At 57.9% G+C, this 22734-nt stretch carries 19 protein-coding genes, 1 other RNA gene and 1 pseudogene; 12 read left to right on the top strand and 9 right to left on the bottom strand.

The annotated features are described in order from the left end of the window. The first annotated feature begins 131 nt into the window (after nucleotides 1-131). From eat to AC09SL_RS24220, 12 genes are all read left to right on the top strand, one after another. Nucleotides 132-1580 (top strand): ethanolamine permease, encoded by a 1449-nt coding sequence (gene eat / locus AC09SL_RS24165; protein WP_058544525.1) that lies wholly within the window; start codon nucleotides 132-134, stop codon nucleotides 1578-1580. Nucleotides 1581-1637: 57 nt separating this feature from the next. Then, entirely contained in the window at nucleotides 1638-3032 is a 1395-nt protein-coding gene (locus tag AC09SL_RS24170) for an ethanolamine ammonia-lyase subunit EutB (RefSeq protein ID WP_058544526.1), read from the top strand. An 11-nt stretch (nucleotides 3033-3043) separates the two neighbouring features. Further along, complete coding sequence (gene eutC / locus AC09SL_RS24175; protein ID WP_058544527.1) at nucleotides 3044-3868, top strand: ethanolamine ammonia-lyase subunit EutC; 825 nt, start codon at nucleotides 3044-3046, stop codon at nucleotides 3866-3868. A 107-nt stretch (nucleotides 3869-3975) separates the two neighbouring features. After that, nucleotides 3976-4437, top strand: a complete 462-nt coding sequence (locus tag AC09SL_RS24180) for a GNAT family N-acetyltransferase (protein ID WP_058544528.1) — start codon at nucleotides 3976-3978, stop codon at nucleotides 4435-4437. A 331-nt stretch (nucleotides 4438-4768) separates the two neighbouring features. Beyond that, nucleotides 4769-5425 carry a DedA family protein gene (locus tag AC09SL_RS24185; RefSeq protein ID WP_058544529.1) on the top strand — a complete coding sequence of 219 codons (657 nt, stop codon included), beginning with the start codon at nucleotides 4769-4771 and terminating at the stop codon, nucleotides 5423-5425. Nucleotides 5426-5431: 6 nt separating this feature from the next. Next, nucleotides 5432-6244: a M90 family metallopeptidase gene (locus AC09SL_RS24190; RefSeq protein ID WP_058544530.1), complete on the top strand. Its 813-nt coding sequence runs from the start codon at nucleotides 5432-5434 to the stop codon at nucleotides 6242-6244. A gap of 111 nt (nucleotides 6245-6355) precedes the next feature. Beyond that, the gene (gene ppa / locus AC09SL_RS24195) at nucleotides 6356-6883 is read left to right on the top strand and encodes an inorganic diphosphatase (protein WP_003205933.1); all 528 of its coding nucleotides are present in this window, start codon (nucleotides 6356-6358) and stop codon (nucleotides 6881-6883) included. Between the two features lie 195 nt (nucleotides 6884-7078). After that, nucleotides 7079-7810 (top strand): LexA family transcriptional regulator, encoded by a 732-nt coding sequence (locus tag AC09SL_RS24200; protein WP_058544531.1) that lies wholly within the window; start codon nucleotides 7079-7081, stop codon nucleotides 7808-7810. 551 nt (nucleotides 7811-8361) lie between these two features. Then, nucleotides 8362-9132 carry an HNH endonuclease gene (locus AC09SL_RS24205; RefSeq protein WP_116641255.1) on the top strand — a complete coding sequence of 257 codons (771 nt, stop codon included), beginning with the start codon at nucleotides 8362-8364 and terminating at the stop codon, nucleotides 9130-9132. A gap of 127 nt (nucleotides 9133-9259) precedes the next feature. Continuing rightward, nucleotides 9260-9643 (top strand): nucleotide pyrophosphohydrolase, encoded by a 384-nt coding sequence (locus AC09SL_RS24210; protein ID WP_053189928.1) that lies wholly within the window; start codon nucleotides 9260-9262, stop codon nucleotides 9641-9643. A 24-nt stretch (nucleotides 9644-9667) separates the two neighbouring features. Then, the gene (locus tag AC09SL_RS24215) at nucleotides 9668-11539 is read left to right on the top strand and encodes a DUF2075 domain-containing protein (RefSeq protein ID WP_058544532.1); all 1872 of its coding nucleotides are present in this window, start codon (nucleotides 9668-9670) and stop codon (nucleotides 11537-11539) included. A gap of 90 nt (nucleotides 11540-11629) precedes the next feature. Then, nucleotides 11630-11698: hammerhead ribozyme type II (locus tag AC09SL_RS24220), an RNA gene on the top strand. A 401-nt stretch (nucleotides 11699-12099) separates the two neighbouring features. On the opposite strand, the gene AC09SL_RS24225 is transcribed toward AC09SL_RS24220, so the two are convergent. The 9 genes and pseudogenes from AC09SL_RS24225 to AC09SL_RS24265 all read right to left on the bottom strand — a co-directional run bounded on the left by AC09SL_RS24225 (nucleotide 12100) and on the right by AC09SL_RS24265 (nucleotide 22733). Further along, nucleotides 12100-12459: a DUF6124 family protein gene (locus tag AC09SL_RS24225; RefSeq protein WP_064107070.1), complete on the bottom strand. Its 360-nt coding sequence runs from the start codon at nucleotides 12457-12459 to the stop codon at nucleotides 12100-12102. Nucleotides 12460-12875: 416 nt separating this feature from the next. Beyond that, nucleotides 12876-13451, bottom strand: a complete 576-nt coding sequence (locus AC09SL_RS24230; protein ID WP_058544534.1) for a hypothetical protein — start codon at nucleotides 13449-13451, stop codon at nucleotides 12876-12878. A 178-nt stretch (nucleotides 13452-13629) separates the two neighbouring features. Next, a complete protein-coding gene (locus AC09SL_RS24235; protein WP_046065533.1) occupies nucleotides 13630-13989 on the bottom strand; it encodes a DUF6124 family protein in 360 nt (119 codons plus the stop codon). 596 nt (nucleotides 13990-14585) lie between these two features. Beyond that, nucleotides 14586-15860, bottom strand: a complete 1275-nt coding sequence (locus AC09SL_RS24240) for a glycoside hydrolase family 68 protein (RefSeq protein WP_058544536.1) — start codon at nucleotides 15858-15860, stop codon at nucleotides 14586-14588. A gap of 604 nt (nucleotides 15861-16464) precedes the next feature. Next, entirely contained in the window at nucleotides 16465-17469 is a 1005-nt protein-coding gene (locus AC09SL_RS24245) for a hypothetical protein (protein ID WP_058544537.1), read from the bottom strand. A gap of 270 nt (nucleotides 17470-17739) precedes the next feature. After that, nucleotides 17740-18861, bottom strand: a complete 1122-nt coding sequence (gene fic, locus AC09SL_RS24250) for a protein adenylyltransferase Fic (RefSeq protein ID WP_058544538.1) — start codon at nucleotides 18859-18861, stop codon at nucleotides 17740-17742. A gap of 608 nt (nucleotides 18862-19469) precedes the next feature. Further along, nucleotides 19470-20882 (bottom strand): aldehyde dehydrogenase family protein, encoded by a 1413-nt coding sequence (locus AC09SL_RS24255; RefSeq protein ID WP_058544539.1) that lies wholly within the window; start codon nucleotides 20880-20882, stop codon nucleotides 19470-19472. Then, nucleotides 20879-21937 (bottom strand): homoserine dehydrogenase, encoded by a 1059-nt coding sequence (locus AC09SL_RS24260; protein ID WP_058544540.1) that lies wholly within the window; start codon nucleotides 21935-21937, stop codon nucleotides 20879-20881. Before AC09SL_RS24260 ends, AC09SL_RS24255 begins: the two co-directional genes overlap by 4 nt. A gap of 359 nt (nucleotides 21938-22296) precedes the next feature. Continuing rightward, a pseudogene (locus AC09SL_RS24265) lies at nucleotides 22297-22733 on the bottom strand (Lrp/AsnC family transcriptional regulator). Between the last annotated feature and the right edge of the window lies 1 nt (nucleotide 22734).

Below are 22734 nucleotides of genomic sequence, written 5' to 3' on the forward strand. Positions count from 1 at the left end.
GATTGCCTTCGTCGGATCGCCGCCCGGAGCCGGCTCGCCCCCACAGGATTCAGGGTCATACGCTCCCACAGGGGACTGCGCTAAATCGGCGATCAGGTTGGCCAAAAAACAATAAAAACAGGTAAACCCTTATGCCAAGCGATCATGCAAACACGCAATCGGCAACGTCATCGGTCGACTTCGAAAAAGTCGGCTCCGAATATTTCCAACAACGCGAACTGAAAAAAGGCGCGGCAGGCTGGGTCCTGCTGGTGGGCCTGGGCGTGGCGTACGTCATTTCCGGCGACTACGCCGGCTGGAACTTCGGCCTGGCCCAAGGTGGCTGGGGCGGGATGTTCCTCGCCACGCTGCTGATGGCCGCGATGTACCTGTGCATGTGCTTTTCCCTCGCCGAGCTGTCCTCGATGATTCCCACCGCAGGCGGCGGCTATGGCTTTGCCCGTAGCGCATTCGGGCCCTGGGGCGGGTTTCTCACGGGCACGGCGATCCTGATCGAGTACGCAATCGCCCCGGCGGCGATTGCGGTGTTCATCGGTGCGTATTGCCAATCGCTATTTGGCATTGGTGGCTGGATGATCTACCTGGCGTTCTACATCATCTTCATCGCCATCCACATATTCGGCGTGGGTGAAGCGCTCAAACTGATGTTCATCATCACCGCCGTCGCCGCCCTGGCACTGGGCGTGTTCCTGGTGGCGATGGTGCCGCATTTCGACGTCGCCAACCTGCTGGACATCCCGGTCACCGCAGCCACGGGCGCCAGCCCATTCCTGCCGTTCGGCTATGTCGGCGTGTGGGCGGCCATTCCGTATGCCATCTGGTTTTTCCTCGCCGTGGAAGGCGTGCCGCTGGCCGCTGAAGAAACCAAGAACCCCAAGCGCGACCTGCCGCGCGGCCTGATCGGTGCCATGCTGGTGCTGGTGGCCTTCGCCCTGCTGATCCTGGTGATAGGCCCGGGCGGCGCCGGCTCGAACGCGTTGATGGCCTCGGGCAACCCGCTGGTAGAAGCCCTGGCCAAGGCCTACGGTGGCTCGACCTGGATGGGCGGCTTCGTCAACCTCGTCGGCCTGGCCGGTTTGATCGCCAGTTTCTTCTCGATCATCTACGCCTATTCGCGGCAGATCTTTGCCTTGTCCCGTGCTGGGTACCTGCCGCGCAAACTCTCGGAAACCAATAAAAGCAAAGCGCCGGTCCTGGCGTTGGTCATTCCCGGCATCATCGGTTTCGGCCTGTCCTTGACCGGCCAGGGTGACCTGCTGATTCTGGTGGCGGTGTTTGGCGCGACCATTTCCTACGTGCTGATGATGGCCGCGCACATCACCCTGCGCATCCGTCGCCCCAAAATGGACCGGCCATACCGCACACCGGGCGGCATCTTCACCTCGGGCGTGGCCCTGGTGCTGGCGTGCATCGCCGTGGTGGCGGGCTTTTTGGTGGACCCACGGGTGGTCATCGGCGCCGCGATCATCTATGGAGTGTTAATTGCTTACTTTGCTTTCTACAGTCGGCATCACTTGGTAGCAGGCACGCCCGAAGAGGAATTCGCGGCCATTCAAAAAGCTGAAGAAGCCTTGCACTAAGTTGTAAAACGCCGAAAACCACGGCGCCGCCCAGCGGCGCCGTCACGGAGATCCTGTATGGCCAGTTTTGCACACACAGTCGGCGCCCAGACCTACCGCTTCGACAGCCTCAAAGACCTGATGGCCAAGGCCAGCCCGGCGCGTTCCGGGGACTTCCTGGCCGAGATCGCCGCCCTCAACGACGGCGAGCGCGTGGCTGCGCAAATGGCGCTGGCCGACCTGCCCCTCAGCCATTTCCTGCAAGAAATGCTGATTCCTTACGAGGTCGACGAAGTCACTCGACTGATCGTCGACACTCACGATAAACAAGCCTTCGCCACCGTCAGCCACCTCACGGTCGGCGGTTTTCGCGACTGGCTGCTCAGCGACGCCGCCGATGAACAGAGCCTGCGGGCACTGGCCCCCGGCCTGACGCCGGAAATGGTCGCCGCCGTGTCGAAGATCATGCGCGTGCAAGACCTGGTGCTGGTGGCGCAAAAGATCCGCGTGGTCACCAAGTTCCGCGGCACCCTCGGCCTGCGCGGGCGCCTGTCCACCCGCCTGCAACCCAACCACCCCACCGACGAACCCGCCGGCATCGCCGCGAGCATCCTCGACGGCCTGCTCTACGGCAACGGCGACGCCATGATCGGCATCAACCCGGCCACCGACAGCACCGCCTCGATCTGCGCCATGCTGGAAATGCTCGACGCCATCATCCAGCGCTACGACATTCCCACCCAAGGCTGCGTGCTGACCCACGTCACCACCTCCATCGAAGCGGCGAACCGGGGCGTGCCCCTGGACCTGGTGTTCCAGTCCATCGCCGGCACCGAAGCGGCCAACGCCAGTTTCGGCATCAGCCTGAGCGTCTTGAAAGAAGGCTACGACGCCGGGCTCAGCCTGAATCGCGGCACCTTGGGCAACAACCTGATGTATTTCGAAACCGGCCAGGGCAGCGCGCTGTCAGCCAACGCCCACCACGGCGTCGATCAACAGACCTGTGAGACGCGGGCCTACGCCGTGGCACGGCATTTCAACCCGTTTTTGGTGAACACGGTTGTAGGATTCATCGGCCCGGAATACCTGTACAACGGCAAACAGATCATCCGCGCCGGCCTCGAAGACCACTTCTGCGGCAAGCTTTTGGGCGTGCCGATGGGCTGCGACATCTGCTACACCAACCACGCCGAAGCCGACCAGGACGACATGGACACCCTGCTGACCCTGCTGGGCGTGGCCGGGATCAACTTCATCATGGGCATCCCCGGCTCCGACGACATCATGCTCAACTACCAGACCACCTCGTTCCACGACGCCCTCTACGCCCGCCAGACCCTGGGCCTGAAACCCGCGCCGGAATTCGAACTGTGGCTGGCGAACATGGGCATCTTCACCCAGGCCGATGGCCGGGTGCGGTTCGGCGACAACCTGCCACCGGCGTTTCGTCACGCATTAGCTCATTTGGGATGAGAGACCTGCCCATGGATAAAAAACCTGTCGACCCACAAAACCCTTGGCTGAGCCTGCGCAACCTCACGCCGGCGCGCATCGCCCTGGGCCGCACCGGCACCAGCCTGCCGACCCAGGCGCAACTGGACTTCCAATACGCTCACGCCCAGGCCCGCGATGCCGTGCACCTGGCGTTCGACCACCAGGGTATTCGCGCGCAACTGAGCGAGCGCGGCCGTGAAAGCCTGTTGCTCCACAGCGCGGCGGCCGACCGACACAGTTATCTACAGCGTCCGGACCTGGGCCGACGGCTCGACGACGCCTCCGCGCAGGTCCTGGAGGATTACGCGGCGGCCCACCCTGGCGGCGTGGATCTGGCCATCGTCGTGGCTGACGGCCTGTCGGCGCTGGCGGTGCATCGCCATACCTTGCCGTTCCTGGCCCGCCTGGAGGAACAGATCGCCGCCGACGGCTGGTCAGTGTCGCCCGTCGTCCTGGTGGAACAGGGCCGCGTCGCCGTGGCCGATGAAGTGGCGCAGCGGCTTGGCGCAAAAATGTCGGTGATTTTGATTGGCGAACGCCCCGGCCTCAGTTCCCCCGACAGCCTGGGGCTGTATTTCACCTACGCCCCCAAGGTCGGCCTGACCGATGCCTATCGCAACTGCATCTCCAATGTCCGCCTCGAAGGCCTGAGCTACGGCATGGCCGCCCACCGCCTGATCTACCTGATGCGCGAAGCCTGTCGCCGGCAGCTTTCGGGGGTCAATCTGAAGGACGAAGCCCAGGTAAACACTCTAGAGTCGGAAAACGGTGCCGATATGAAAGGTAATTTCCTACTGATGCCGCCCCGAAGCTGATCCGTTTATCCGATTGCGTTTTTGATCCGCTTTCAGGCAGCATCAAAAGCACGGCAGCGCGACGTTGTTGTCTGAATATATGTCGACCCTTGCAGACGAGACCTACCATGCGGATTATCCAAGCGACCCTGGAACACCTGGACCTGCTGACCCCATTGTTCGTCAAGTACCGGGAATTCTACGGTTCACTGCCCTACCCGGATTCGTCCCGAGCCTTCCTCGAAAAACGCCTGCGCCGCAAGGAATCGGTGATCTACCTGGCCTTGCCCGATGATGACGACAGCAGATTGCTGGGCTTCTGCCAGCTCTACCCAAGCTTCTCGTCGCTGTCGCTCAAGCGCGTATGGATCCTCAACGACATCTACGTCGCCGAAGACGCCCGCCGCCAACTGGTGGCCGACAACCTGATCCGCACCGCGAAAAAAATGGCCAAGGAAACCAACGCCGTACGTATGCGCGTCTCCACCAGCAGCAACAACGACGTGGCGCAGAAGACCTACGAGTCGATTGGGTTCAAGGAAGACACCGAGTTCAAGAACTACGTGTTGCCGATCAGCGAAGAACTCTGAGCCGCTCAGAGGGGAAGCAGTCCATGGATATATGTGACAGACATATCCATGGGAGATAGATCTGTGGGAGCAAAGCTTGCTCGCGATAGCGGTCCGTCAGGCAACATCAATACTGACTGCCCCACCGCCATCGCGAGCAAGCCCGCCCCCACAGGGTGCTTCACCGCCCACAAAACCACCGAAATCCCCCGCTACAAACTCAACACGCACTTCACAATCCGCGCCGTATAATGCCGGTCTTCCCGGCTTGTAAGAAAAAGCTACACACTCTGTAGCCATACTCAAAGCCAGACCCAAAGCCTGCCGAGTCGGGCCACCACAGGTGTTATGCATGGATTTCAACCCCCTCGACCTCATTCTGCATCTCGACGTCTACCTCGACATGCTGGTGACCAACTACGGGACGTGGATCTACGCCATCCTGTTCCTGGTGATCTTCTGTGAAACCGGCCTGGTGGTCACACCCTTCCTGCCGGGCGACTCGCTGCTGTTCATCGCCGGCGCCGTCGCCGCTGGTGGCGCCATGGACCCAGTCCTGCTGGGCGGCCTGCTGATGCTCGCGGCCATCCTCGGCGACAGCACCAACTACCTCATCGGCCGCACCGCCGGCGAAAAACTGTTCAGCAACCCCAACTCGAAAATCTTCCGCCGCGACTACCTGCAGCAAACCCACGACTTCTACGACAAACACGGCGGCAAAACCGTGACCCTGGCGCGCTTTCTGCCGATCATCCGCACCTTCGCGCCCTTCGTCGCCGGCGTCGGTAAAATGCCTTACGCACGCTTCTTCGGCTTCAGCGTCCTCGGCACGATCCTCTGGGTCGGCGGCCTGGTGACACTCGGCTTCTTCTTCGGCAACGTGCCGTTCATCAAGCAGAACCTGTCGCTGCTGGTCGTCGGCATCATCCTGCTGTCGCTGCTGCCGATGATCATCAGCCTGGTGCGCAGCAAACTGAACCAGCGCACCTCAAAAACCCAACCGCGCTGATCGCCCATGTGGTCCCTGAGCAACTGGCGCCGCCAACGCACCCTCGCCAAACACCCCGTGGCCGAGGACACCTGGCAGCGTGTGCGCCAACAATTGAGCTTCCTCGACGGCATCAGCGCCGTCGAGGACCAATGGCTGCGGGAAGCCTGCGTACTGTTCCTGCACGATAAACACCTCACCGCCCTGCCCGGCGTCGAACTGCACCAGGAACAACGCCTGCTGCTCGCCGCCCAGGCCCAATTGCCGCTGATGCACCTGGGCGAACTGAACTGGTACCAGGGCTTCCACGAAATCGTCCTCTACCCCGACGACTTCCTCAGCCCCCAGCGCTACCGCGACGCCAGCGGCATCGAGCACGAGTGGGACGGCGAACACAGCGGCGAAGCCTGGCCCCAAGGCCCGATCATCCTGGCCTGGGACGGCGTGATGGCCAGCGGCGGCTGGGACGGCTACAACCTGGTGATCCACGAACTGGCGCACAAACTCGACATGCTCAACGGCGACGCCAACGGCCTGCCCCCCCTGCACGCCGACATGCGCGTCAGCGACTGGGCCGACGCCATGCAACAAGCCTTCGACGACCTCGACCGCCAACTCGACCACAACCCCGACGCACAAACCCTCATCGCCCCCTACGCCGCGGAAAACCCGGCGGAGTTCTTTGCCGTCACCAGCGAATACTTCTTCAGCGCCCCAGACCTGCTGCACCAGGCCTATCCAAAGGTCTACGAACAGCTCAAGGCCTTCTACCGCCAGGATCCATTGGCCCGACTGCGGCAACTTCAAGCCGAAGATCCGGTCTATCAGGCGTCATACTAAGGTCTCTACGACCCTGGTAACGTGGCAACAGCGGCTGAATATGCCTATAATCGCCGCCACTTTTTGGTCAATCCGACCAGTCATTTGGTCAACTAACGGGGGCACCGCCCAATGAGCTACAGCAAGATTCCGGCTGGCAAAGACCTGCCGAACGACATCTACGTCGCGATCGAAATCCCGGCCAACCACGCCCCGATCAAATACGAAATCGACAAAGACAGCGATTGCCTGTTCGTTGACCGTTTCATGGCCACCCCCATGTTCTACCCGGCCAACTACGGTTACATCCCCAACACCCTGGCCGACGACGGCGACCCCCTCGACGTGCTGGTCGTGACCCCTTACCCAGTGGCCCCAGGCTCGGTCATCCGCGCCCGTCCAGTCGGCATCCTGAACATGACCGACGACGGCGGCGGCGATGCCAAAGTCATCGCAGTGCCACACGACAAACTGTCGCAACTGTACGTCGACGTGAAGGAATACACCGACCTGCCACCACTGCTGATCCAGCAGATCGAGCACTTCTTCGCGAACTACAAAGATCTCGAAAAAGGCAAGTGGGTCAAGATCGAAGGTTGGGCCGGTGCAGACGCCGCCCGCGAAGCGATCACCAAGTCGGTTGCCGCCTACAAAGGCTGAAACAAACTTGATAAAGAACCCCGGTTTGCCCCGGGGTTTTTTTATGTCTTAATGGTTCCCAATACGAAACCGTATTAACACTGTGTAACCACGTTTAGCCCGCGCCTTTCAAATCCTGCAAACGGAAAGATTGTCTTATATATTTGAACGACATGTTTATTGCCGAAAACACCTTCGTCTCTAAACTTTTCGTTTATGAAAATACTTTCCAGTGGCGACCGCTTCAGAGCCCTTCTAAAAGAAGCCAATATTCGATCCGCCGACTTCGCGAAGCTGTACGGCGTGAAATCCCAGCACGTGAACAACTGGTTCAACCGTGGCATCCCGCCGGGGCGCATCTACAGCATCGCCAGCCTGCTGACCGTCAGCCCGGAATGGCTCGCCACCGGCCAAGGCCCGCAAACCCCATTGGGCCTCGGCCCCGGCACCACCTACGAGGCGGCCGAAAACGATGGCGTCTACAGCGTGGCGGAACCCACGGACATCGAACTGCCTTTCTACAAGGAAGCCCCCATCGCCCCCGGCGAAACCAAAACCCACATCGTCGAAATCCCCGACCAATCCATCCGCCTGCCCCGCAGCCACCTCGAATCCCTGGAAATAAACCCCAGCGACGCCATCTGCATCACCATGGTCGGCGACAGCATGGCCGAACGCATCGCCGACGGCTCCACCCTCGCCATCGACCGCGGCCTGACCCAAATCGTCGACGGCCAGATCTACGCCCTTGAGCATGACGGGATGCTGCGCATCAAATACCTCCACCGAATCCCCGGCAACCGACTGCGCCTGCGCAGCCACAACAGCGCTGCGTATCCCGACGAGGTCTTCAGCGCCGAACAAATCGACGCGCAACACATCCACGTGATTGGCTGGGTGTTCTGGTGGTCAACCCTCAACAAACAGAGACCGCCGGTGTTCGACTAACCCACCCGAACGGACAGACAAGCAAAGCTCCTTGCGCTGAGGAGCCTTTGTGACAGCAAGCTTTTGTGGCGAGGGAGCTTGCTCCCGCTGGGCTGCGCAGCAGCCCCCTGCTTTCCCCCTGAATCACCCTAACCCAATGATTCCACACCACTTACCACTGGGCTTCTGAACCAAACCCGCGTATCCTCCGCCCCACATTTGCGAGCCCACGCCTCGCACCGACAAGGCAGATCACTTTCTGACCAAGTCCCACAGCCGGCCGCAAGAGCCGGATGTACGTTTTGAAGGCTGGTAAGGTTTGTCAAAAACGAGCTGAATCAGTCAACGAGAAGCCGGCCATAAGCCGGCTTTTTAATGTCTGAGCTTTATCCATCCCCCCGTCCAAAATCCCGCCTGATGACCAAACAAAGTCGCGCGTAAGCATCTCCGTGCTCGACAGCAAAGGTCATCGAACACCGTATGATTCCCAAACGCCACCAGAAGAGAATATTCTGACGACATATTGCGCTGCGTCCTACAGCGAAACGGGAACCCTACGGATAGCCCCCGCCATGTCCTCTTCACCTATCAGCAATCAATCCAATCCGCCCTGGAGCCGTGACGAACTCGTCCTAGCCCTGAACCTGTACCTTCTTCACCGCAATGGTTTACCCGGAGTGAATCATCCGGAAGTCCGAGCCCTATCACAGAGCCTTAATCTCATTGGCACCGCTACAGGTGTGAGCAAGAACCAGAGTTTTCGTAACACCAATGGTGTCTGCATGAAGCTCAACAATTTCCGTCGTTGGGATCCGAGCTACACCCACACTGGTCGCACAGGTCTTGCAAAAGGAAATAAGGACGAGGAATTGGTATGGCTGGAGTTTGCTAATAATCCCGAGCGTCTGGCCGAAGTCGTAGCAGCCATCAAGGCGAACGTCGGAACCACTTCTTCTACTACGCCAATGGATCTAAGTGCGGAGGAAGAACCGGGCTTCTTCGAAGCAGAGGAAGGAAAAGTGCTAACTCGCGTGCACCGTGTACGGGAAAGGGACAAAAAACTCGTAAAACGAAAAAAGGACGAAGCCCTCAAGAAGCACGGTGTGCTCCAGTGCGAAGCCTGTGATTTCAACTTCAGCAAAACATATGGCCCGGACATCGAAGGTGTTATCGATGTGCACCACACTAAGCCACTGCATACGCTCCAACCTGGCGATAAAACCAAACTCGCGGACCTCGCATTGTTATGTGCCAATTGCCATCGAGTGGTGCATTCACGCCGTAAGTGGCTGAGTGTCGCAGAGGTCAAGGACCGCTACCAAGCAGCCAAAAACACAGCCTGAACTGGCTCGGCTGCTAAGGGCAAATCGGTGAAAAGCCCACTACGCCAAAAGAAAACTCCTACAATCCATCCCTAGATTTCTGACGTGGCTGTTGGTCACGTTTCTGGCGGCAAACGAGAGGCAGCCTGTGAGCAAGGCAGATGGCACACCCAAACAATTAATCGACGTGGAAAATCTTGCAGCGTCCCTTCAGCGCTTTGCAGATGATCGCGACTGGCAGCAATTCCACTCCCCCAAAAACCTTCTCCTAGCGCTGACAGGCGAGGTGGGCGAGCTGTGCGAAGTATTCCAATGGATGAACGAAGCCGATTCACTGGCTGCCGCTAAGCATCCGACGACCGCCCAATCCGTGAAGGACGAGTTAGCCGACGTGCTCATGTACTTGGTTCGCCTGAGTAGCGTGCTTGGCGTCGATCTCAACGAAGCGGTCACGAGCAAGCTTGCTCTGAACGGCCAGAAATACCCCGTCGACAAAGCCAAAAGCACCAGCAAAAAGTACGACCAACTCTGACCTTCAGTGCTCTAAGGATCTCTTGTGATCGTTTACGCAGCGACCAAACAGCAATTCCTGAAAGACAACGATAACGACGATATTGAAGAAGTAATCCTGCGGCACTTCAAAGAGGCCACCGGTAAGAAGGTGGGCGCATCAGAGATCAGGTCGTGGCAGGGATCCTTGACCTACATGGCCAAGGTACTTCGAGATGATGACCTGCCTAGCAATGCTGGCCTGGCTATTGAGCTGCACATCCCTCAGTCCTCGAAGCGCATCGACTTTTTGCTCACAGGTCGTGATGAGAACCAAGCCAAAAAAGCCGTATTGATCGAACTGAAGCAATGGAGCAAGGCGAGCGCAACCAGCAAGGACGCAATTGTCAAAACCGCCTTAGGTGGCGGTCTCGTTGAAACCATTCACCCGTCCTACCAGGTATGGTCGTACGCAGCGCTACTGGAAGGCTTCAACGAAGCGGTATATGACAAAAGCATCGAAATTCGCCCCTGCGCCTATCTGCATAACTACGTCAGTGATGGCGTCATCGACTCCGCTCACTACCAAGCCCATACCAGTAAAGCTCCATTGTTCCTCAAAGGCCCCGAGGAACTGACCAAGCTACGGACCTTCCTGAAAAAACACATTACCCACGGCGATAACAAGGAGGTTCTCTACGAACTCTCCAACGGAAAAATTCGGCCATCCAAAGCGTTAGCCGAGGCGCTTGGCGGGCTCATGAAAGGCAAACCAGAGTTCGTATTGATTGACGACCAAAAGGAAATATTCGAGTCAGCGCTTGTTGCGGCGAGTGAAGCGTCCATAGCAGCGCCAAAGGTGCTAATCATCGAGGGCGGCCCTGGAACCGGAAAAACCGTTTTAGCAATTAACTTGCTGGTAAGACTCACCGGGTTAAAGTTACTGAGCAAATACGTCTCGAAAAACGCCGCACCACGCAAGGTCTACGAAAGCAAACTGGTCGGTACGATCAAGCGTAGTCATTTTTCTAATTTCTTTTCCGGCTCGGGTGCGTTTATCGAAACCGAGCCCAACACGTTCGACGCACTCATCGTTGACGAAGCTCACAGACTCAACGAGAAAAGCGGTCTTTATGGAAACCTGGGCGAGAACCAAATCAAGGAATTGATCAACTCAGCGAAATGCTCGATTTTCTTCATCGACGAAGATCAACGCGTGACTTTGAGCGACATTGGTAGCAAACAGGCTATTCGTACCTTTGCGAAATCCAAAGGCGCAACCGTGGAGGAATACATACTATCCTCCCAGTTCCGTTGCAGCGGCTCTGACGGTTATCTCGCGTGGTTGGATGACATACTGGCTATTCGACCGACCGCAAATCCGCTACTCGATACTAGCGAGTACGAATTCAAAGTGTTCAACACCCCGCAGGCAATGCACGCGGCCATTGAGCAGAAAAACCACGGAAACAAAGCTCGCGTAGTCGCGGGTTACTGCTGGCCTTGGCTCAGCAAAAAGGATCCCCAGGCGTCCGATATCGTGATTGGCGATGATTATGCGCGCCAATGGAACCTGGATCAGGACGGCAGTTTGTGGATCATTGCGGAAAACTCCATTGAACAGGTCGGTTGCATCCACACCTGCCAGGGGCTGGAAGTCGACTATATAGGCGTAATCATCGGGCCAGATTTGATCGTTCGTGACGGGCAAGTACTCACATCGCCGCATAAGCGTGACAAGCACGACAAATCGATTCGTGGCTGGAAGAAGCTGATGAAAGAGCAGCCTGATTTCGCGCAGAAAGAGACGGACCTGATCATCAAAAACACCTACCGAACACTGATGACCCGTGGGATGAAAGGGTGCTATCTCTACTGTACTGATCAGGAGACGGCACAGTATTTTGAGAGTCGGCTTGCCGAGTACAGCAACGACTGACGATCTGAGTCAAGACGTCAGACCGGCGTTACCAACAGCGGATCACGGCACCGTAATAGACCAAGTCTGCTGGACTGGTTAACATTGGCGCGCCGAAACGCACCCAAGCAGGTGCGTCTCTCAGAGGTGGCCTCCTGAGACTGATGATGGCGGGCGCTGTTCTAGGGGTTATAGGTCCTACGGGCTTCATTGCAGGTTTTGTAATTTCAGAAATCATCTCCCATCTATCAAATCTCAAAATGGAGGATTTTCATATGGTCAAGAAGGTCATACACGAGGTAATGGCATACGTAAAACGCTTCACGAGCCGCATCATCGCGTCTCTGGAGGCCCACCTCCCTTCCAGGCGAAGCCTGCTGAAGAGCTTGTGAAATTCAAGCGAAAAGGAATCTGAGAAATCGCTTTATCGGGTAACAGTACCGAGCCGAATTTGACATGGCGAAGGTCAACAGGGTGCGGCCCTGCACAATTCTGAGTGCTCATCGTTCCGGCTCTCGGGCACAAAAAAGGTCTTGCCAAGCAAGACCTTTTTTCATACCCGGGGTAAGCGCGGTCCCTCGTTACCTCACCTCAACAATATCCAAAGCCCGATTCGCCAGCAGTTCACTCACCTCAATCACCTGCAAGATCCCCATCGCAACACGCCGTCGCGATCCCTCAAGGTCAAACGCCAGATCACTGATCATGGCATTCGCCGAAGCCAGGTTTTCGCTGAGGTTGGCAAGCAGACATTCCGAATCAACATCCGGTGCGATACGGAAGATGGTGTTGGGTTTGTCAGACGTTTCGCTCTTCGGCGTAGGCTTCAGATAAAAATCCAAAGCCCGATCAGCAGCATCATCGAGTTTCTTGTTACGAGCCGACTGAACGCGGGACACGGTTTCGTCGGTAGCTGGCGGGTTCGGTGTAATTTTAGCCATGGTAAAGCTCCTAGAGTCTGTTGGAGCTACCACCGTTCGCTGCGAAACGAAGTTGGGGTGGCAGCTGTACGCGGGTTCGCAGACCGGGACTCTAGGGACCGGCAGACCCGAGGGTCTCCCACGCACAGCCACCTCTGACGAAATCACAGACATGGGCGATCTGCTTTCGAAGGTGATGTTGTGCGCCTATAGAGTCCGGGCTGCGAAACCCGATCACTGATGAGCAGTGACGGATTCAAACTACCGAGCGGACCCAAGGCGCACAAGCCGGCGGATTCTGGCGTAGTTGTAGGCAATGGCGCAAGACGGCGTCAGCCCCTCCCAAATCCCACGCGCCTCAATAAACACCGCGTCGCCTCACACCAACCTATTCAAACAAACCACCTTCGGCTGAGTCACCGCCATCCCTATTCGGTTCAACGATAACGGACCCAGACACCCAACAGTGACAGCCCCCAGAGCAAAACTCCCGACGCCATGAAGAGGTAATTCCATAAGGTAAAACGCGAATCGCTCGACGCTTGAGGATCATTGGCGGCGAAGTTGATCATCGGTTGGCTTTGGCTCACCACATAGGCCCGCAGTGGAATCGCCAGCAGTAACCAACCGGCCAGAAATGCAAAGCCATCGACGCGCTTCGCCACTGCATTTAATAGGCTGGCACCGACCGTCAGCACCACGTATACGGTTGCCCACTGTTCATAATCCCACTCAAATGTACGACCACTGCCGCGGATTTTCTCATTCGCACGCCGATACAGTTGGTGAATGAAAAATATGCACAACAGGCCACGCGCCCACGGCCAGATATCTGCCTGGGTGGATTGCTTGTACAGGCTCCAGTTTTTGTATGACCAGTAATAGAAATAGAAGCCAAACGTCAGAATCGCCAGTGTCAGAAGCTTTGCTGGCGACACCACATAAAACTCGGATGGCTGTTCAACAATGGTCTCCAGTTGAGCCAAAGGTGGTGCGTAAAAATTTTCGGACACGGCAACTTCCTTGATAAGAGAGGACAGATAAGGCTAACGACCTGCCGGGCGAAATATTGAGGGCCATCATCACAATCGATCATGTGTCCTGGCTGGCCGCTGTCGGGCGACCGACCACAAAAAAAGGCCTTGCCATGCAAGACCTTTTTTTCATACTCGGGGTAAGCGCGGCCCCTTGTTACCTCACCTCAACAATATCCAAAGCCCGATTCGCCAACAGTTCACTCACCTCAATCACCTGCAAGATCCCCAACGCAAAATGCCGTCGTGATCCCTCAAGACCAAACGCCAAATCACTGATCATGGCATTCGCCGAAGCCAGGTTTTCACTGAGATTGGCCAGCAGACATTCCGAATCAACATCCGGTGCGATACGGAAGATGGTGTTGGGTTTGTCAGACGTTTCTTCCTTCGGCGTAGGCTTCAGGTAGTAATCCAACGCCCGGTTCGCAGCGTCATCAAGCTTGTTGTTACGAGCAGACTGAGCGCGAGATACATGCTCATCTGTGGTCGGAGGGTTCGGTGTAATTTTTGCCATCGACTTAGGTTCCTTAAGTGATGCTGCAACCACCTCGCGACTAAACGAGAGGGCGGCAGCTGTGCGCAGGTTAGTCGACCGGTGAACCTAAGAATCCCGGCGCGCCCGGGGGCGCCCTGCGCACAGCCACCATCAATACAGGAACAGCACAGCCTGTCCGACGGGACTTGGTACGCCTTAGGTTGAGACGGGCGACTAAACCCGATCACTGATACTCAGTGACAAGACTCAAACTACCGACGCCCTCCAAGACGCACAAGCCGGCGGATTCTGGCGTAGTTGTAGGCAATGGCGCAAGGCAATGTCGGTCGTGGCTGGTCTCGTGGAGACACGATAAACAGCTGGCCGAAATGTTGGCTGACACACCGCTATCGCGAGCAAGCTCGCTCCCACAGAGGGGCTTGTGCACATACGTCGCAGGGAAATGCATTCGCAACCGGCTGCATCCTTGCAGCCAGTCGCGAAGAGGGTTACGACGCGTTGTTCAATGGGGCTTGCGAGCAACGTCGCAATGAATCAGGCGGGATATCTCGATCATATCCACGACGGTTTTGTCATCGACCGCAAACCCGCTGCCTGAAACCCCGGCGTTGCTGTTACTTGAGGGTGACGTCGAGCATCGGCGGGATGTAACCGTAGTCGTACTCGCCCACCACGAACGTCTGCAGCCCTTTTATTTTCATGCCCACCGTTGGCGCCTCGGTGCCACCGACACGAATCTGCGTGCCGGTTTCGTCGGTCGGTACGCTGTCGATGAAGGAGGTCACCAGGCCGTTTGGCATTACATAGTGCGAGTAGGTCTGGAATGGCTGCGAGGACGGGTTGCCCAGCACCAGGCCGGAACCGTTCAGCGGCACGTAAGGGCCGAACAGCGAGTCCGCGACGAAACCGTACACCCCGTCCGGCCCGGTTACACCGTCGGCATAGGTGAAGGTATGGCTAATCGTGAACAGGTAGTACTTGCCATCCTGGAACACGAAGTGCGGGCGCTCGGTCTGGTCGTTTACCCCGACGGCGGTCAGCAGCGGCGGCAACATTTCCCAGTCGTCACCGTCCGCGTCGCGGGCCACGGCAATGCCGACACAGGCGGTCTGGAAGCGCGAGTTGCCGACATCTTCATAACCCGGCGGCACATCGCCGATTTCTGCCTCTCCCACTTTGTGCGAGCCGCGCTCACCGGCCACGTTACCCTCGAACAGCATGTAGAGCTTGCCGTCTTTCGGGTCGCGGAATGGCCATGGGTCGCGGAAACCCCAGAACGCGTTTTGTGCTTCGGTCTGGTACATATTGCCGTCGGCCTCGAACAGCGGCTTGACCTTCTCGAAGCCGACCATGCTGACACCGTGTTCAGTGGTCACCACCCGACCACGCACCTTGACGATGGTCGCGCCTGGGGTGACGGCGGTGTAATACAGGTCCACTTCACCTCGGTCGTTCAACAGGATCGGCGTACCGGCCCATTCGCGAGCGGTCGGCGAAACGCCTTCGGCCATCACACGGCCACCGAATTCCCAGTTCTTGCCGGTACGCGAAAACCAGTAGTACATCTTTGCCCGACCGTGACGATCGTTCCAATCGCGGAGGATGTCGTAGTTACCGTCCTCGTCGAGGTACTGCGGGTCGTTTGGATGACGATCGGCCGTCAGGGTGAAGATCACCGACCAGCCATCGACGGACGTCACGTTACCGTCCAAGTCGCGCAGGGGCATGGTGTCCCAGATGAACACGTCGTTGTTCAGTACCGGGAAATCCGCGCTGACCAGTGGCTGGGTGGTGGTGGGGTCATCCGCCCGGACTTTCAACGCATCAGCGCGGGTCCAGAGGCTGGGTTGATGGGGGGTTACCCCGAATTTTTCAGTGGTGGTTTTCATAGGTTATTGCCTCGTCCATGAATGGATTCAAATAAATAGTGATTTAGAAATACTGTATGTACATACAGTGAAGCCACCTTATAGAGGCTTATGCATGTGGGTCAAGCATAAAAATGCATTTGTGCATAATTTGGTTTTTTCTTGAGGCTGATACGTTTCAGCCGTGAACGTTTGCAGAAGTTAGTTCTTGGGTAGATCGACGACGTTGCCTGCACGGTCGGTGCTCTGAATGCAGCTCGGTGGAAAGCGCGCGTAATGGGGCAACGGGCGGAAGCAATGCATAGAGGGATTGGTCAACTGAGCCTGCGCGTTCTGCGCAAAGGCCAATGCAGGGTGGGGAGCCACACGGGGTTTAGATTTGTCGCCGTCGGCGGCATGAAGGGAAGCGGGACGTGGTGAGCTGATTGCGAGGTGGTGAGTCAGTGGTTTTGATGTTGACTGGTATAGCGCTATCGCGAGCAGGCTCGCTCCCACAGTGGGGGGGTGTGAAATGCCTGTTATGGCGGTGGGATCACGAATGCTCAGCCACTCAATACCCGGGGTAAGCGCGGCTCTGGATTTCACCCCCACCGCTGCTCGTTCGACGGACGGGGTCAGGCTTGGTCTAGGCAATCGCGCAAACAAAACTCCTGACGCGGCCGGCTTCAACACCCAACAAGCCTATTTCGGTTTCATCAATGGCTTGGAGTTGAACCAGGTTCATGGCTTCGCGCCGGTAAACTGCACTGCCCTCTGAATCTGCATGAACCACATACCCCCCAGGCTTTACGCCTACACGAGCCTTGTCGAGAGCAATACTGGCCGAGACCAGGATATGGAAATCCAGGACGTTGTTCTTATGCAAAACCGTCGCGCCAATGAAATGTTCTGCGCATATTTCCAAAGCCATCTGCAGCCCATGGACCGCTGGGGTTTCCCGATAGCTGCCCGGCATGAATATCTTGTCTTCCCAGAACTGCGCGTCATTCAGTTCTTCCAGCCCATCGTTTCCTATGTTGGGGTAACGTTTATGCTGGTAAAAAACGTTTCCATTCCAAATGATGAAGCCTGTATTTCTAACGATTCCGTCGCCGGCTTTTGAACCTTCTGTTTCGATTTTTGCGATCCGCTCCTTCGTAGCCCTTGCATAATCGCCATAAACCCCTTTGTTTATGCGGTCCCGCCCCGGGATTTCATTCACAACCGCATCCATTTGCGCACCATATTTTGCCTTGTTGATATTTCTGGCCTGCCCCCATGATTTCAACTGCTGGGTTTCTCTTTTCCGCATCCTGGAGTCTGGACGCCGCATTGATTTGAACCAAAGCGTCGTGCCTGGGACGAATATCAGCCATGGATTTATCTTTGAAATATCTATCAATGTTGCGCGGATGATTTCTTTTTCTTCCTCCGAAATAAACGAGACAGGCATTTCCTTGGAGAAAAGATACTCGGGGGCGACGACAAGGCAATAATCCAGTTGATGTCGATCGATATGTTTGGTGAAGGCCGTTCTCGCCATGTACAGCAAAGCCCCGATTCTAAGCTGTATGCAGAGAAGACTGTTCGCGACGGGGACTCTTAATCTGCGTGTATCGAAGTCCCAGACCACCACCAGCACGTTCGGCATCCTTTCCTCCCGCCTGGCTGCTGAGCGGTGCCGCAAGCCGGGTTGGCCGCATTCGTGTGAGAAGGCACTTGGCGCATATTCCAGGAAAATTCAGCTTAGATGAGCCAGGACGATTTGGCCGGCAGCCCCTGAAAAATATTTGTGAAACGCAAGAGTCGAGGCTCTTTTGGATGCCGCAAAAAAAATCGGGCAGGTGACCAACCTGCCCGATGCCAACGACCTGCCCCATCAACCCAACGTATTCAGGCACACCACCTTCGGCTGAGAAGGTCAGGCATAAGGCCTGAACTCATTGTTATCCCGAGTCAACAACTGCATCAGTTTCGGGTGGATAAAGAGCTTTTCCTTGCCGACCTGCGCTTCCTGGAGAACGCCGACATCAACGAGATCTTTGAGGTAGCGAGAGGCAGCCTGGCGCCCGGCAATTTGTTTCTCGACGAGGTTATGGATGCGGCAATACGGTTGTTCGAAGATCACATCCACCAATTCACGGGAATAGATTTTCGGCAGTTGCTCACGAACGAATTGGGTCGTGTGTTCGGACAGGCTGCGGATGGCGGCGATTTTGGCGCAGGTCCAGCGGGCGGTTTCTTCCACGGCGCTAAGCATGTAGAGCAGCCAGGGCTCCCATGCCTGTTCGCGGGTGACGTCGAGCAGGAGACGGTAGTAGTCGGCTCGGTGGGCAATGATGTAACGGCTGAGATAGAGAATCGGTAGATTCAGCAGCCCCTCCTGAATCAGGAACAGCGTATTAAGCACCCTCCCGGTACGGCCATTGCCATCGGTGAACGGGTGAATAGCCTCGAACTGGTAGTGCCCGACGGCCATACGCACCAGCGGGTCCAAATCCGTCTCGTTGTGCAGGAAGCGCTCCCAGTTGGCGAGCAAATCACGTAGATGATCTTCGCCGTCCGGTGGGGTGTAGATGATTTCGCCGGTACGGTCGTTGGCCAATTGGGTGCCGGGTACGCGTCGAATGTCCATGTTCACGCCCTTTAGCGTGCGGCAGATTTCGACTGCGGTGCCCGTGGATAAGGGGCGCTCGGCAAGCGACAGGAAGCCGTGGTGTAGGGCTTTGCGATAACGCAAGGCTTCCTTGGTCGCCGGATCGGCATGGCCGTCAGCCTCCTGGGCATGCTGAAAGAGCAAGTCCGTGGTGGTGACGATACTTTCGATCTCGGAACTGTCCTTGGCTTCCAGCAAGGGAATGGTGTTGATCAGTACCGTTTGGTTGGGTATCAGTTCGGCTGCCTGCTTCAACTCAGCCAAGGCCGTGCGCGCCTCGATACAGCGCTTGAGTACTGCACGGGTTTCCAGTTCGGCTGCTGGAGGCAGACGCGGTAATTGGTTATACGGCTTATCGGCCTGCCAGACGTAAGGCGCTGCAGTCATGGGGCGATCCTGGTCCTTTAGATTAAAGGGCAAGGGCGCTCAATCTGCCCTCTCGTGTCGTCAGTGTAAACACGAGGGGATAACGTGTCGCTGTTTTTCGATTTTTGCGACACGTTCTGTTCTCATGTCGCTGACGACGACATGAGGGCGGAACGTGTTGTCAAAATGGCGTTTTAGCGACATGTCTTCAGGCGCGCGTCATCTAGATAGAAAATTCGGAAATACCGATTTTTCTCATCACCTGCTCCGGAGCCGATTCGCCTTCCTTGAAAACGTGCTCATTTGATAGTCGACTTGGCCGTGCCAAACAGCTCCGCCGTCTGCTCTTGGATCAGCCAAACCGGATACATGGGAAGTGTGGGAGAAGGGCATCGCGGGCAAGCCTTGCCCCCACAGGGGTTTGACTGGGTTGCGGGGTGGGGTTTACTGGCCTTTTCGTGAACATGCCCGCTTCCACAGAGGGCTGACACAACGTGTCGCTGTTTTTTGATTTCTGCGACACGTTCCCTCCTCATGTCGCTGCCGGCGACATGAGAACAAAACGTGTCGTCAAAATGGTGTTTTAGCGACATGACAGGTCAAGCGATGCCTTCGGACTGACTCGCCCCTCACCCCAACGTATTCAAACAAACCACCTTCGGCTGGGTCATTTCCTCATACGCAAACCGCACCCCTTCCCTGCCCAAACTGCCGTATTTCGACCCGCCAAACGGCATCGCATCAAACCGGAAATCCGACGAGTCATTGATCATCACGCCCCCCGCTTCGATCCGTCGTGCAGCGCTCATCGCGGTGCTGAGGTCGTTGGTGAAGATCCCGGCGTGAAGCGCGTATTCCGGTTCGTTAGCCAACGCGATGGCTTCATCGAACGTGTCGAACGGCTGCAACACCACCACCGGGGCGAAGGCTTCGTTGCGCCAGAGTCGGCTGGAATGATCGACGTTTTCCAGGACGGTGGCGGCGTAGCAGGTGCCTTGGCGGCGGTGGCCGCAGAGTAAGGTGGCGCCTTGTTGCAGGGCTTCGTTGACGACCTGTTCGGCGTTTTGCGCGGCTTGTTGGGTGATCATCGGGCCGATGTCGGTGTTGGCGAGCAGTGGGTTGCCGACCACCAAGGCTTGGGCCTGGTTGACGAAGCGCTCGCGGAAGGCGGCGTAGATCGGTGCGTGGATGAGCAGGCGTTGGGTGCCGATGCAGTTTTGCCCGGCGGCCCAGAAGGCGCCGGAGATGCAGCTGTCGACGGCGGCGTCGAGGTTGCAGTCGCCCATGACGATGACGGGGGCGTTGCCGCCGAGGTCCATGGCGAGTTTTTTCAGGCCGGCGGTGCGGGCGATTTGTTCGCCAGTGACGAAGCCGCCGGTGAAGGAGATCATCCGCACGTCGCGGGCGGCGACCAGGGCTTTGCCCAGTTCGGCGCCGCCGGTGGCGACGGTGACCACGGTGTCGGGCAGGCCGGCGGCGACCAGGTACGACACCAGTTTGAGGGCTGACAACGGCGCCAGCTCGGACGGTTTGAGGATCACCGCGTTGCCGCCAGCAATGGCCGGACCGAGTTTGTGGGCGACCAGGTTCAGCGGGTCGTTGTAGGGGGTGATGGCGACGATCAGGCCCAGGGGTTCGCGGGTGAACCAGCCTTGGCGAGATTCGGCGCCTTCGTAGGCGTCGAACGGCACGATTTCGCCGGCGTTGCGCTTGGCTTCTTCGGCGGAGAGCTTGAGGGTGTTGACGCAGCGTTTGACTTCTTTTTCCGCCTGCTTGAGGGTCTTGCCGGCTTCGTCGACGATCAGCCGGGCGAAGGTTTTGGCGTCGCGCTCGACGTTCAGTGCGGCTTGTTCGAGGATGCTGGCGCGGCGATGACGTGGGAGTGCGGCGCAAGCTTTTACGCCGCTACGTCCGGTTTCGAGCAGGTGTGGGACTTCCGAGGCGCACACGTCGGCAACGGTGCCGACGATGCTGCCGTCAAATGGGTTGAGGACTTCGATGTGCGGTTCGACGACCGCCAGGGCCAGGCGCGATACGTTCACAGGTTGTGCTCCTGTTTGCGGGTTGCCGATTGGTGGATGTGGATGATGTCCGACAGCAGCGCGAAGGCGGTTTCGGTACGGCCTGCGCCCGGACCGGAGACGGTGACGGCGCCAAGCAGTTCGCTAGTGAACGACACGGCGTTGGTGGCGCCGCTGATGCTCGCCAGTGGGTGGTCGTTGCTCAGCAGGCGCGGTTCGACGCTGGCACTGATGGAGCCATCGACCTGGCGTGTGGCGGCGCCGATGAGTTTCCAGCGGGCACCGTCGTGGCGGGCTTTTTCGATGTCGGCGAGGCTGAGGGCGGAGATGCCGCTGCAGGTGACGTCGCTGACGGTGAGTTTGGCGTCCAGCAGTTCGTTGGCGAGGATCACCACTTTGAGGCGCACGTCGTGGCCTTCGACGTCTGCCGTTGGGTCGGCTTCGGCGTAGCCCAGGGCTTGGGCCTGGCTGACGGCTTCGGCGAATCCGAGACCGCCTTCCATGCAGGTGAGGACGAAGTTGGAGGTGCCGTTGAGGATGCCTTCGAAACCGCTGATCGAGCTGCCGGCCAGGGATTGTTTGGCGAGGCGGATGACGGGGGTGCCGCTCATGACCGAGCCTTCGTATTCGAAGGCGACGTTGTTGCGCTGGGCCAGGGCTTTGAGCTCGGCGCCGTGCAGGGCGATGGGGCCTTTGTTGGTGGTGACCACGTGCTTGCCGCGCTCCAGGGCCCAGCGGCAGAACGAGGTGGCAGGCTCGCCGTCCACCGGGTTGGTGAAGGTGGCTTCGGCGATGATGTCAGCGCCGCAGTCTTTGATCACGGCTTCGTTGAGGGCATCGACGGTGCCGCCGGGCAGTTGGGCCATGGCGCCTTGGGTGGCGGGCAGTTTGGCCAGCAATGCGGCGTCGAGGCCGTGGCGGTCCATCACCGAACCGAGGAACAGGTCGGTCACGCCGACGATTTTCAGGGTGAAGCCGAGCTCGGTTTTCCACTGTGGGTTGCGCTCGGCAATCAGCTGAGCCAATGCCCGGTTCACACCGCCGAAGCCGACCAGCGCCAGTTTATATTCAGTCATTTTTGTTATGTCCTTGATCCGGGGGTGGGTTGTTGGGATCTAGGTTAGGGAGGTGGCGAGGGCAGTGAAATAGGCCAATTTGCTCTATTTTTTGGGCGTTTTGACCAGGGGGTGGGCAAAGCGGTAAGGATGGGAAAAACCCAATAGGGTTCGGCTTACATCTCAGGCTGATGAGGCTCATTTGTGGCGAGGGGATTTAGCGAAACGTCGCACCGCCCCGCTGGGCTGCGAAGCAGACCCAAAACCATGCGGCGCGGTGGGTCAGGTTGATTGAGGGTGACTAGGTTGGGGCTGCTGCGCAGCCCAGCGGGAGCAAGCTCCCTCGCCACAGGGTTCACTGTTGTGACGGATTAGCGTGCCTAGACCACCGACGACAACACAAACGACGTCACGGTGTTTTCCACCCCCGGCAATGCGGATATCTCTTTCCACACCTGTGCACCCGCTCCGGGTTCGCCGCGCCGACACGCAGCATCAAGTCAAACTCGCCACTCATCACGTCGCACTGCAGCACTTCGGGCATGGCTTGCAGGGCCTGCAATACCTCGGCGCCGCGCATGCGGTCGTAGCGGTAGACGAAGATCACGGCGTTGATGTTCGACGACGCGTGCGCGCCCTCCCCGGTGCGCACCGTGTAGCCCTGGATCGCGCCGTCACGTTCGAGGCGTTCGATGCGTTGGCGTACGGCGTTGCGCGAGAGGTTGACCTTGGCCGCCAGTTCGGCGTGGGCGGCGCGGGCGTTGAGGCGCAGTTCGGCGATGATGCGTTCGTCGAGGGGGTCGAGAATTCGCTTCATG

The sequence above is a fragment of the Pseudomonas sp. PF05 genome, assembly GCF_056521845.1.